This is a genomic window from Acidovorax sp. 99 (assembly GCF_003096455.1).
Classification (GTDB): Bacteria; Pseudomonadota; Gammaproteobacteria; order Burkholderiales; family Burkholderiaceae_C; genus Acidovorax; species Acidovorax delafieldii.
In genome coordinates, this window is record NZ_QEKU01000001.1 from 3,496,391 (window position 1) to 3,508,523 (window position 12,133).

The 12,133-nt window shown below is 67.6% G+C and carries 9 protein-coding genes; 5 read left to right on the forward strand and 4 right to left on the reverse strand.

Features of this window, described 5'->3' with window-relative positions; genetic code table 11:
• Window positions 1–7 precede the first annotated feature (7 nt).
• Together C8C95_RS16240 and arsA are read left to right on the forward strand one after the other, a co-directional pair.
• Entirely contained in the window at window positions 8–862 is an 855-nt protein-coding gene (locus C8C95_RS16240; protein ID WP_116749244.1) for a ZIP family metal transporter, read from the forward strand.
• Between the two features lie 52 nt (window positions 863–914).
• Window positions 915–2,747, forward strand: coding sequence for an arsenical pump-driving ATPase (gene arsA, locus C8C95_RS16245; protein ID WP_116749245.1), 1,833 nt, complete (start codon window positions 915–917; stop codon window positions 2,745–2,747).
• Between the two features lie 101 nt (window positions 2,748–2,848).
• Here arsA and C8C95_RS16250 read toward each other — a convergent pair whose 3' ends face one another.
• The gene (locus C8C95_RS16250; RefSeq protein WP_116749246.1) at window positions 2,849–3,598 is read right to left on the reverse strand and encodes a LytTR family DNA-binding domain-containing protein; all 750 of its coding nucleotides are present in this window, start codon (window positions 3,596–3,598) and stop codon (window positions 2,849–2,851) included.
• The gene (locus C8C95_RS16255; RefSeq protein WP_116749247.1) at window positions 3,579–4,835 is read right to left on the reverse strand and encodes a histidine kinase; all 1,257 of its coding nucleotides are present in this window, start codon (window positions 4,833–4,835) and stop codon (window positions 3,579–3,581) included. Before C8C95_RS16255 ends, C8C95_RS16250 begins: the two co-directional genes overlap by 20 nt.
• A gap of 52 nt (window positions 4,836–4,887) precedes the next feature.
• Between C8C95_RS16255 and argH the strand changes: the two genes are divergently transcribed.
• The 3 genes from argH to C8C95_RS16270 all read left to right on the forward strand — a co-directional run bounded on the left by argH (window position 4,888) and on the right by C8C95_RS16270 (window position 9,065).
• Window positions 4,888–6,375 (forward strand): argininosuccinate lyase, encoded by a 1,488-nt coding sequence (gene argH / locus C8C95_RS16260; protein WP_116749248.1) that lies wholly within the window; start codon window positions 4,888–4,890, stop codon window positions 6,373–6,375.
• A 41-nt stretch (window positions 6,376–6,416) separates the two neighbouring features.
• Window positions 6,417–7,406, forward strand: a complete 990-nt coding sequence (locus C8C95_RS16265; RefSeq protein ID WP_116749249.1) for a Bug family tripartite tricarboxylate transporter substrate binding protein — start codon at window positions 6,417–6,419, stop codon at window positions 7,404–7,406.
• Between the two features lie 201 nt (window positions 7,407–7,607).
• On the forward strand, window positions 7,608–9,065 hold the full coding sequence (locus tag C8C95_RS16270; protein WP_116749250.1) for a diguanylate cyclase: 1,458 nt from the start codon (window positions 7,608–7,610) through the stop codon (window positions 9,063–9,065).
• Window positions 9,066–9,192: 127 nt separating this feature from the next.
• Here C8C95_RS16270 and C8C95_RS16275 read toward each other — a convergent pair whose 3' ends face one another.
• Both C8C95_RS16275 and C8C95_RS16280 read right to left on the reverse strand, forming a co-directional pair.
• Complete coding sequence (locus tag C8C95_RS16275; protein ID WP_056061194.1) at window positions 9,193–9,801, reverse strand: hypothetical protein; 609 nt, start codon at window positions 9,799–9,801, stop codon at window positions 9,193–9,195.
• A gap of 42 nt (window positions 9,802–9,843) precedes the next feature.
• Window positions 9,844–11,961, reverse strand: coding sequence for a catalase (locus C8C95_RS16280; protein ID WP_116749251.1), 2,118 nt, complete (start codon window positions 11,959–11,961; stop codon window positions 9,844–9,846).
• Between the last annotated feature and the right edge of the window lie 172 nt (window positions 11,962–12,133).

Below are 12,133 nucleotides of genomic sequence, written 5' to 3' on the forward strand. Positions count from 1 at the left end.
ATAAGCTATGACTTTGGTAGCAATCATTCTGGCCACACTGGCCGCTGGTATCGGCAGCGTGTGGCTGGCCGCCTTGCTTATGCGGCTGGGCCTGGGTGGGCGGAGCGACAGCGTGGGGCCGCAGCACCTGCTCAGCCTGGCCGCGGGTGCCTTGTTGGCCACGGCCTTCATGCACCTGTTGCCCGAGGCGTTCGAGAGCCAGGCGGGCGCCCACGACCTGTTTGCCACCCTGCTGGTGGGTGTGGTGTTCTTCTTTTTGTTGGACAAGGCCGAACTGTGGCACCACGGGCATGAGCACAGCCACGCAGAGACCGCTGCCCATAGCCATGCTCACCATGCCCACCATGACCATGACCATGGCCATGAAACCGGCCATGACCACGGCCACGCGCACCACCACCACGGCCCGCGCTCGGGAGGCTGGGCGGTGCTCACGGGCGACAGCGTGCATTGTTTTGGCGACGGCATCCTGATCGCCTCGGCCTTCATGGCCGACATCCGCCTGGGCGTGATTGCCGCCGTGTCAGTGTTGGCGCACGAGGTGCCGCACCACATGGGCGACCTGGTGGTGCTGCGCCAGACCAGCCCCAACCGCCGCATGGCGCTGGTGAAGGTGTCGCTGGCGGGGGCCGTGACGGCGCTGGGCGGGGTGGTGGGCTACTTCCTGGTGGGGCAGTTGCAAGACTTTTTGCCGTACTTCCTGGCCGTGGCGTCGAGCAGTTTTGTGTACGTGGCGCTGGCCGACCTGATCCCCCAGCTGCAAAAACGCCTGACCGCGCGCGAAACCGTGTTGCAGATTGCCTGGCTGATTGCCGGCATGGCCGTGGTCACGCTGGTGAGCGGGGCGGCGCACGCGCACTGACGCACTTGACCTGGCTCAAGGCCGTGCCGAACGGTTCTGCCATGCTGGGCCCATGACTGCCCCACACGCCACCCCGATCTCCCTGGGGCTGCTCGCCCAGCCCACGCGTTTCCTTTTCTTCACGGGCAAGGGCGGGGTGGGCAAGACCTCGCTGTCCACGGCTGCGGCCATTGCCCTGGCGGATGCGGGCCGCCAGGTGCTGCTGGTCAGCACCGATGCGGCCTCCAACCTCGATGAAATGCTGGGCGTGCCGCTGTCCAACCAGCCGGTGGCCGTGCCCGGGGTGCCGGGGCTGCACATGCTCAACATCGACCCCGATACCGCCGCCGAGGCCTACCGCCAGCGCGTGCTGGCGCAGCTGGAGGCCACCGCCAGCAGCGATGAGCGCGCGACAGTGCGCGAGCAACTCTCGGGCGCCTGCACCACCGAGATCGCTGCATTTGACGAATTTGCCGCGCTGCTGGCCAGCGAGGGCAATGACACCGGCCATGTGTTCGACCATGTGGTGTTCGACACGGCCCCCACCGGCCACACGCTGCGCCTGCTGAGCCTGCCCAAGGCCTGGACCGGATTCCTGGCGGGCAATGACCGGGGCGCCTCGTGCCTGGGGCCGCACTCGGGCCTCAAGATGCAGGAGGCGCGTTTCAACGCTGCCCTGGCCGCGCTGAGCGACGCGGCCCTGACCACCGTGGTGCTGGTCACCCGCCCCGACCCCCGACCCATGCAAGAGGCCGCGCGCACCGCGCTGGAGCTGCGCGCCCTGGGCCTGGCCAACCAGCGCCTGGTCATCAACGGCGTGTTCCATGCCAGCCAGCCGGGGCAGGACGCGGTGGCCGACGCCATCGAGGTTCTGGGCCGGGAAGCCATGGACCAGATGCCCGATGCGCTGGCGCATTTGCCGCGCGACGAGGTGCCGCTGCGCGCCTTTGACACCGTGGGCCTGCCTGCGCTGCGGGCCTTGCTGGGTGGCGGCGATGTGACGTTGCGCGCGCCCGCTGCCGCAGCGGGTGTGCCGTTGCAGGCGGAGCCGCTCGCAGCCCTGGCCGACGCACTGGCCGCCAAGGGCCACGGCCTCATCATGGTGATGGGCAAGGGCGGTGTGGGCAAGACCACCATCGCCGCGGCGCTGGCTGTGGGCCTGGTGCAGCGTGGGCACAGCGTGCACCTCACCACCACCGACCCGGCGGCCCATGTGCAAAGCCAGCTCGACGGCAGCCTGCCGGGGCTGAGGGTGGGGCGCATCGACCCGCGCGCCGAAACCCAGGCTTACATCGACAAGATCATGGCCACGCGCGGCAAGGTGCTGGACGACGCGGGCCGCGCCCTGCTGCTGGAAGACCTGCAGTCGCCCTGCACGGAGGAAGTGGCCGTGTTCCACGCCTTCAGCCGCGTGGTGAACGAGGCCCGCAGCGCCTTTGTGGTGCTGGACACGGCGCCCACCGGCCACAGCCTGCTGCTGATGGACGCCACCGGCGCCTACCACCGGCAGATGACGCAGCAGTACGAAGGAAGCGCGAATTCCAAGCACATCATCACGCCCTTGATGCGCCTGCAGGACGCGGACATGACCCATGTGGTCATCGTCACGCTGCCCGAGGTCACGCCCGTGAGCCAGGCCGCTGCGCTGCAGGACGACCTGCGCCGCGCCCGCATCGAGCCATGGGCCTGGGTCATCAACAAAAGTGTGGCAGCCACCGGCACCAGCGACCCCTTGCTGCAGGCCCGGCTGGTGGGCGAGCAACAGCAGGCCGCGCGCATCGCCAGCGGCCTGGCGCAGCGTACCTACGTGCTGCCCTGGCTGGCACAGCCGCCTGTGGGCGTAGAGGCGCTGGGGTGGCTGGTGGCCGCACCGCCTGCAGTCACAGGAGACTTGCTATCTCATTGATAGCTGCTCAGACATATGGAACTAGCGCTGGCGGCAAAAATGGCTCAAAAAATATCTGTAGGGGTGTTCCAAGGCCCTCAAAGGCCTGCGCAGCCCTGCTGCTAGCGCGCCAGCTCCTCGCGCACGGCCGCCACCTGCCGCCGCGACACCGCCAGCAGCTCGGTCGATCCCTGCAGCCGCACCGCCCAGCCTTCGCCCTCCTCAGGGTCGTAGTGCTTTTCCAGCGCGCGCACGGCGCGGCGCGCCACCAGCGCATTGCGGTGGATGCGCAGGAAGCGCGGTGCAAACTTGGCTTCCAGCTCGCTCAGCGAGCCGTCCATGATGTAGCTGCGCGTGGTGGTGCGCACGGTCACGTACTTCTGCTCGGCCTTGAAGTACAGCACCTCGGCCAGGGGCAGGCGTTCGGTGCGGCCCCGGTCCTGGATCAGCAAGGTTTCGCCCTCGGGCAGGCTGGGCACGGCGCTGGGCCCTGCGGGGCGGCTGGTGCGTTGCACCTTGGCCAGGGCCTGCTGCAGCCGCTCGCGGCGCACGGGTTTGGTGAGGTAGTCCACGGCGTCCAGCTCGAACGCGCTCACGGCGTGGTCCGCATGGGCTGTCACAAACACCACAGCCGGCGGCTGGGGCAGGGCCTGCAGCGCATGCGCCAGCGCCAGGCCGTCCTGCCCCGGCATGTGGATGTCCAGCAGCACCAGGTCATACGCACGCCCCCCGGTGGGGCCCAGCAGCGCCATGGTCTCGGCGGCGTTGGAGGCCTCGGCCACCGTGCAGCGCTGGATGTCCGAGCAGTCGGACAGCAGGGTGCGCAAGCGGCTGCGCGCCAGGGCTTCGTCGTCAACGATCAGGATGTTCATGGGGTTTGGAGGGGGTAGGTTCGGTGGGCGCGACCACACCACGGCGGGAACTGCCGCGTGGGTCGCCACGCCCGCGTGGGGCCTTGCGCTGGCGGGAGGTGGGCTGGGACGTGGGGTCGGCAGCGGGCAGGGTGATGCGTACCTGGTACAGCCCGTCCTGCACACCGGCGGTGAACTCGCCCTGCACGTCGTGCAGCAAGGCCAGCCGCGCGCGCACGTTGGCCAGTGCGATGCCGTGCCCCCGTGTGCTGGGCTCGTCGTGCCTGCCGGGTTTGCCCTCCTTGGGGGGCAGGGTGTTGGTGATGCGCACCACCACGCGGTTGCCGCGCAGCTCGGTCAGCACGCGCAGCTTGCCGCCCCGGGCGCTGGGCTCCACGCCGTGCTTGACGGCGTTTTCCACCAGCGGCTGCAGCAGCAGCGGGGGCAGGCGCGCGCTGTCGGTGCGCGGGTCCAGGTTCCACTGCACCTGCAGGCGGTTGCCAAAACGCACCTGCTCAATGCCCAGGTAGCGCCGCGCCAGGGTGATCTCCTCGGCCAGCGTGGTGGATTCGCCTTGCTCGATAAGGGCCACGCGGAACAGGTCCGACAGGTCTTCGAGCAGCGACTCGGCCTTGGCCGGCTCCTCACGCACCAGCGCAATGGCGCTGTTGAGTGTGTTGAACAAAAAATGCGGGCGGATGCGCGACTGCAGCTCGGTCAGGCGCGCCGTGGTGGCGGCCGGGGTGCGGCCCCGGGCGCGCAGCACCAGCGCAGCCACCAGCATGGCCGCCAGCAACGCGCCTGTCGCTGCGCTGGCCAGCCAGGGCGGCGATGCCGACAGGCCCACCAGCGCCAGCATGGCGCAGGCATAGGCACCGGCCACGGCCCCCAGCAGCACCCCGGCGGCATATTGCTGCGCGGTGGACAGGCGCTGCAGCACCGTCTTGAGGCTGCAGGCCGTGATCAGCCACACCAGCGTGGCTGGCAGCGCGCCGCCGGTCAGCAGCGCCAGGCTGGCCAGCCATTCGACGGGGCTGCCGGCGCCATACATGGCACCCACGCCCACCACCACCTCCACAAACAGCACGGCCCGCAGCACCACACCGACCTGGCAGGCATCGAACACCAGGGCCCGCCCACGTGGCGGCTGCCCGCCCGGCCCGGCGCCCGCAGCGGCCCGCACGCTGCGCGCAGGCCTGTCTGGCAGGGCGGAATCCGGCGGCGGGGGCTGGGTCGATAAAATTTGGGTGTTTTGCATTGCGGCATCCGGACAGTCCGGGTGTCTGAACCACCGGATTATTGCCCTCCTTATGTCCAAAGCCCAAGCCACCAGCGCCGACTCTGCGCCGTCCCACAACCAGCTCGACACCAAGGCCCAGGCCTGGTCGGCGCTGTTTTCCGAGCCCATGAGCGACCTGGTCAAGCGCTACACCTCCAGCGTTTTCTTCGACAAGCGCCTGTGGCAGGCCGACATTGCAGGCAGCCTGGCGCACGCCGAGATGCTGGCCGCACAGGGCATCATCAGTGCCGAAGACCACGCCTCCATCCAGCGCGGCATGGCCCAGATCACGTCGGAAATCGAGTCCGGCGCCTTCGAGTGGAAGCTGGACCTGGAAGACGTGCACCTGAACATCGAAGCCCGCCTGACGCAGCTGGTGGGCGACGCTGGCAAGCGCCTGCACACCGGCCGCAGCCGCAACGACCAGGTGGCCACCGACGTGCGCCTGTGGCTGCGCGGCGAGATCGATCTGATCGGCGACCTGCTCAAAGAGCTGCAGGTGTCGCTGGTCGATGTGGCCGAGCAGAACGTCGAGGTGATCCTGCCCGGCTTCACCCACCTGCAGGTAGCGCAGCCGGTGAGCTTTGGCCACCACATGCTGGCCTACGTGGAGATGTTCAAGCGCGACGCCGAGCGCATGGCCGACGTGCGCCGTCGCACCAACGTGCTGCCCCTTGGGGCAGCTGCCCTGGCCGGCACCACCTACCCGCTGGACCGCGAGCGCGTGGCCAAGACGCTGGGCATGGTGGATGCGAACGGGTCCCCCGTGGTGTGCCAGAACAGCCTGGACGCCGTGAGCGACCGCGACTTCGCCATCGAATTCACCGCCGCCGCCAGCCTGTGCATGGTGCACGTGAGCCGCCTGTCCGAAGAACTCATCATCTGGATGAGCCAGAACTTCGGCTTCATCAAGATTGCCGACCGTTTCACCACCGGCTCGTCGATCATGCCGCAGAAGAAGAACCCCGACGTGCCGGAACTGGCGCGCGGCAAGACCGGCCGCGTGGTCGGCCACCTGATGGGCCTGATCACGCTGATGAAGGGCCAGCCCCTGGCCTACAACAAAGACAACCAGGAAGACAAAGAACCGCTGTTCGACACCGTGGACACGCTCAAGGACACGCTGCGTATCTTCGCCGAGATGGTCGGCGGCCAGTTGAACCCCGCCACGGGCAAGAAAGAGGGCGGCATCACCGTCAACGCCCAGGCCATGGAGCAGGCCGCACTCAAGGGCTATGCCACGGCCACCGACCTGGCCGACTACCTGGTCAAGAAGGGCCTGCCCTTCCGCGATGCGCACGAGACGGTGGCCCACGCCGTGAAGGCGGCCACCACCCATGCGTGTGACCTGTCAGAGCTGCCCCTGACCGTGCTGCAGGGCTTTCACCCCGCCATCGAGAAGGATGTGTACGAGTGCCTGAGCCTGCGCGGCTCGCTCAACGCCCGCAACACGCTGGGCGGCACGGCCCCGGCGCAGGTGCGTGCCCAGCTGGCGCGCCACCGCGCCCGCCTGGCCTGATCTTTGCACCGCCTGTTGACCCTTTACCCTGGAGCTTTTTCATGACAACTTCTCGCCGCAGCCTGCTGTCCCGCCTTGTGCGCACGGGTGCCTTTGTGGGGGCCGCGTTGGCCGTGGGCCTGGCGTCCGCCCAGCAGGCCAAGCCCATCCGCCTGCTTGTGGGTTTTCCGCCCGGCGGCGGTACGGACGCCATTGCGCGCACGCTGTCCGAGAAGCTCAAGGATGAGCTGGGCCAGCCCGTGGTGGTCGAAAACCGCCCCGGCGCGGGCGGCCAGATTGCCGCGCAGGCACTCAAGGCCTCGGCGCCCGACGGCACCACGCTGTTCCTCACGCACGACCACACCATCTCCATCCTGCCCCAGGTGGTGAAGAACCCCGGCTACGAACCCGCGCGCGACTTTGTGGCGGTGGGCGGTTTTGCCACGTTTGTGAATGCGTTTGCCGTGTCGGGCGGTACGCCGGCCAAGTCGTTCTCCGAGTACGTGCAGTGGGTCAAGACGGCCGGTGGCAGCAAGGGCGCGGTGGGTATTCCTGCGCCAGCTTCCACTCCAGAGTTTCTGGTCAAGCTGGTGGGGCAAAAGTACCAGCTGGACCTGGTCTCGGCACCGTACCGGGGCAGCGCCCCCATGATGGCTGACATGCTGGGTAACCAGATCAGCGCGGGCGTGGCCTCGGTGCAGGACTTCATGGAAAACCACAAGGCCGGCAAGGTGCGCGTGGTGGGCGTGCTGGGCACCAAGCGCCAGGCCTCCATGCCCGATGTGCCCACGTTCGACGAGATGGGTCTCAAGGGCTTTGAAGACCTGCCGTACTACGGCATCTACGCACCCACCGGCACGCCGCAAAAGTTCATCACCGACTTCTCGAACGCGCTGGCCAAGGTGGTGGCCCAGCCCGATGTGCGCGAGCACCTCACCGCCATGGGCCTGACGGTGGGCTACATGTCGCCCCAGCAACTGGCCACGCGCGAGAAGGCCTACACCGAGGCCTGGACGCGCATCATCAAGACCAGCGGGTTTGTGGCGCAGTAAGGGCCGTCGAGCGGGCGGCGGGTCATACACCTGACCGCCGCCCGGATTCGCAGCGCGGGCGGTGCGTCCCCTGAGGGGCCTACGTGAGGCCCTTGCACTGACCGACCTGGATGCCATCCCAGCGGCCAGCCCCAGCGCAGTCGGTGCTGGCCGGTCTGCACAGACCATGGCACCATCCGGCACCCATCCCGGACCTTCTTCATGCCCACCAGCCGCCTTCCTTCGAACTGGATCCATCACCGGTACCTGCCCCTCGCGGTGGGTGTGTGCAGCAGCATGCTGGCCGCCTCGCTGGCCTGGGTGGCCATCGATATCTCACACACCAAGGCGCGGACCGAGATTGCTGCGCAGGCGCAAAGCCACCTGCTGCAGATCCGCGACCGCCTGGACAGGCAATTGCAGAGCACGCTGTCGGTGCCCGAAACGGTGTCCGCCTTCATTGCCGCACAAGGCAGCATGTCGCCCGACATCTTTGCCACCGTGGTGGGCCGCCTGCTGGAGCACCAGCGCAATATCCGCAACCTGGCTCTGGCGCCCGACAACGTCATCAGCGATGTGTACCCGCGCGTGGGCAATGAGCGAGCGATTGGCCTGCGGTACCTGGACAACCCGCAGCAGCGTGGCGCGGTGGAGCGCGCCATCCAGACCCGCCGCACGGTCGTTGCGGGCCCCATTCCTCTGGTGCAAGGGGGGCTGGGCATCATCAGCCGCACGCCGGTGTTTCTGGCGCATCCGCCGGGGCGCGCACCGGTGGGCGGGCCCCGTTACTGGGGCATCGTGTCGCTCACCGTCAATGCCGACACCCTGTTCGCCGATGTGGGCCTGAACTCTGATCAGATGGGCTTTCAGGTGGCGGCACGTGGCCTGGACGCGATGGGCGCGCAGGGCGCGGTGTTCATCGGCCGCCCCCAGTTGTTCGACGAGGAGCCCGCCACGCTCGATGTGCCTTTGCCGGGTGGCGGCAGCTGGATTCTGGGCGCGGTCCCTACCGGCGGCTGGGGAGCGGCAGGCCGCGCACCCGTGCTGGTGGTGATGCTGGCCTATGCGTTTGCGCTGGTGCTGGGGCTGTTGAGCGCACGGCTGGTGCGCGCCCACCAGCAGGTGCTGGCCCTGGCCAGCCACGACCGCCTGACGGGGCTGCCCAACCGGCGCCTGTTTGAAGACCGCTTGTCGCAGGCGGTGCTGACGGCCTACCGTGACCACCGTGCGGGCGCATTGCTGCTGGTGGACCTGGATGGTTTCAAGGCGGTCAATGACAGTCTGGGGCACGGCAGTGGCGATCAGGTGCTGGTGCGTGTGGCGCAGCGTCTGGCCGGGCTGGCCCGTGCCAATGACACCGCCGCCCGCCTGGGCGGCGACGAATTTGCACTGGTGCTGAACGCTGTGGCGTCCCCGGAGGCCGCCATGGAACTGGCCCACAAGGTGCTGGCAGCGCTGGTGGCGCCCATCGGACTTGACAGTGGCCAACACGTGCTGACCGGCGCAAGCGTTGGGGTCGCCTTGTTCCAGGGCCCTGCTGTGGAATCCATGCCCGCGCTCATGGACCGGGCGGACCGGGCGCTGTACACCAGCAAGCGCAGCGGCAAAGGGCTGGCCACATTGGCCGAAGCCCCCGGCGCTGCAGAGTTGCCGCAGGAGACCCCGCCGCCCTTGGCCTGAGAAGCATGTTTTGCATGGAAATTCAAGCAAAAATAGCTGCAGGCGCTAGTACATAAAGCGCTTGCAGCTATATTTTTAGGGGCGTTTGCTGCCACGGGGCCTGTCGTCGTGCAGCCCCGGAACCCGGTCACAGCATGGCCGTGCGCTGTTGCTCGGCGCGCGATGCGCCAATGGCGGTCTCCACGTTCTTGACCTCCTCGGGCGGGGGCAGCACGGCGGGCATGCCCAGGGCCTGAATGGCCAGCTCGCGGCACCAGCCTTTGGTGTGGTACAGGTGGTGGTCCTCGTCTTTTTCCACGGCCTTGTGCGCTACCTTGAGGGTGTGGCCCACATCGCCCGTGGCCACCTTGGCGACCTGGCCCAGCAGTTCCCAGTTGGCGTGGTCCTTGGTCTCCGCGTGCACCACACATTCGCAGGCCACCAGCTGTGCGGCGTCGGGGCTGCCAGACTTTTTGGCCAGCTGCATCGCCTGCACCAAGGAAGTGCCAATGTGCTTGACCACGGCCCGCGTGGGCGACTGCGTATCAGGGTCCAGGCCCAGCGCATCGCAGATGCCGCGCACCACGTTCTGGTGCGCCAGTGTTTCTTCCAGATAACCTTGCCATTCCTTCTTCAGGTCGGGGTTGATGGCGCAGGTGAGGGCGGTGCGGTACACCTGTTCGCCGCCGAGTTCGGTCTCCATCATCTGCAGGACGAGATCGTCGAGTTGATGGCTGTCGTAGTGGCTTTTGGGCATGGGGGCTCCTTGGGGTGGTGGGGTGAACGAAAAGGTGGGGCTTCAGGCCAGGGTGCGCACTTTGGGTTCACGCTCCCACTGGCGGGTCTGGGCGGCGGCGATGAAGCCCTGGGCGTCGGCCGGGTCCACCACGCCTGCATCGGGCTCGATGCCACCGGCCTGCAGGATGGCCCGCGTGCCCTTGCAGGCGGCAATGGCCTTGAGGTGGCCGAACGCGTCGCGGAACCAGTCGACGGCCGCCGCCTCCTTGGCCAGCTGTGCGCCCATGTCGGGCGACAGGATGGAGGCCACGGCGTCAAACACCACCGATGGTGTGCCCGCCAGCTGGCCATCGGCGGGCAGCAGCGTGCCGTCTTTCAGCACGGCACCGCCCACCTTGGGGGCCACGATCTTCACGGTGGCGCCGACTTTCTCCAGCGCCTTGCGCAGGTTGGCCACCGATGCGCCGTTGGAGCCGTCGGCCACCAGAATGCCGATGGAGCGGCCCTGCAGCGTTTGCTTCATTCGGTCGATGATGCGCAGTGCGGGCGACAGGGGCAGGTCCTGCACCGGCTCGGTGGTGGCCGGGGCAGGGGGCAGTGCTGGCAGCCCCAGGCCGTCGGCCACGCGCTGGGCCAGGTCTGCGTCCACATGCAGCAGATGGCCCACCACGGCTTCGCGCACATGGGGTGTGCCGACCTTGGACAGCTCGAACACCAGCGCCGAGGCCATGTGGGCCTGCTCCAGCGGGCTCTGGCTGCGGTAGAACATGCGCGCCTGGCTGTAGTGGTCGGCAAAGCTCTCGGCCCGCACGCGGCCCTTCACGCCATCGTCGGCCTGCGCGAAGTGCCGAAAGCCTTGCGCCAGCGAGGCGCGGGGCGTGTCACCCTGCAGGCTGCTGGGTTCGTAGTTGACGCGGCCCTTGGGCACCTGCATCTGCATGTGGCCGTCGCGCTGCATGTTGTGGAACGGGCACTTGGGGGCATTAATGGGGATCTGCGCAAAGTTGGGCCCGCCCAGGCGGGACAGCTGCGTGTCCAGGTACGAGAACAGGCGGCCCTGCAGCAGGGGGTCGTTGCTGAAGTCGATGCCAGGCGGCACGTTGGCGGGGCAGAACGCCACCTGCTCGGTCTCGGCGAAAAAGTTGTCGGGCCAGCGGTTGAGTACCATGCGGCCGATGGGCTGCAGGGGCACCAGTTCTTCGGGGATGAGCTTGGTGGGGTCGAGATGGTCAAACGGGAAGCGTTCGGCATCCTGTTCAGTGAACAGCTGCACCGACAGCTCCCACTCGGGAAAGTCGCCCGCCTCGATGGCTTCGAACAGGTCGCGCCGGTGGTAGTCGTTGTCGGCCGATTGCAGCTTGACCGCCTCGTCCCACACGGTGGACTGGATGCCCAGCTTGGGCCGCCAGTGGAACTTCACAAACGTGCTCTCGCCCGCTGCATTCAGCAGGCGGAAACTGTGCACGCCAAAGCCTTCCATCATGCGCAGGCTGCGCGGGATGGTGCGGTCGCTCATGGCCCACATGATCATGTGCATGCTTTCGGGCATCAGCGAGACAAAGTCCCAGAAGGTGTCGTGCGCGCTGGCAGCCTGCGGAAAGCCCCGGTCGGGCTCCATCTTCACCGCGTGTACCAGGTCCGGGAATTTCATTGCGTCCTGAATGAAGAACACGGGGATGTTGTTGCCCACCAGGTCCCAGTTGCCTTCGGGCGTGTAGAACTTGACGGCAAAGCCGCGCACGTCGCGCGGTGTGTCCACCGAGCCCGCGCCACCGGCCACGGTGGAAAAGCGGGTGAACACAGGGGTCTGCACCCCTATCTCGGTCAGCACCTTGGCGGTGGTGTACTTTTTGAGCGAGTGCGTGAGTTCAAAAAAGCCATGGGCCGCCGTGCCCCGGGCGTGCACGATGCGCTCGGGAATGCGTTCATGGTCAAAGTGAGTGATCTTCTCGCGCAGGATGAAGTCTTCCAGCAGCGCCGGGCCGCGCGGCCCTGCGCGCAGCGAGTTCTGGTTGTCGGCGACCGGAATGCCCTGCTGCGTGGTCAGTACCGGGTGCTTGCCGCCAGCCTGTTGCTGCAGTTCGCCCGCATTGCCGCGAAAGTTGTCGGACTGGGTGGAAGAGGGCAGGGCAGACGGCGATTTGTGGGCCGCGCTGCGCGAGGTAGGGGGTCGTGCCATGGGCGCTCCTGAGGGTGCGTGGGGTAAAACGAAGCCGTCATCTTTGGGCGCAGAGCCAGGGCAGCGGGTAGGACATGGCCCCATCGGCACGTCGTCATGCACAGGAGATGCCCACGGGCCCGCTCGATACGTAAGTGCTTGCAACACACACCCGCGCGACATGGCACTTTGT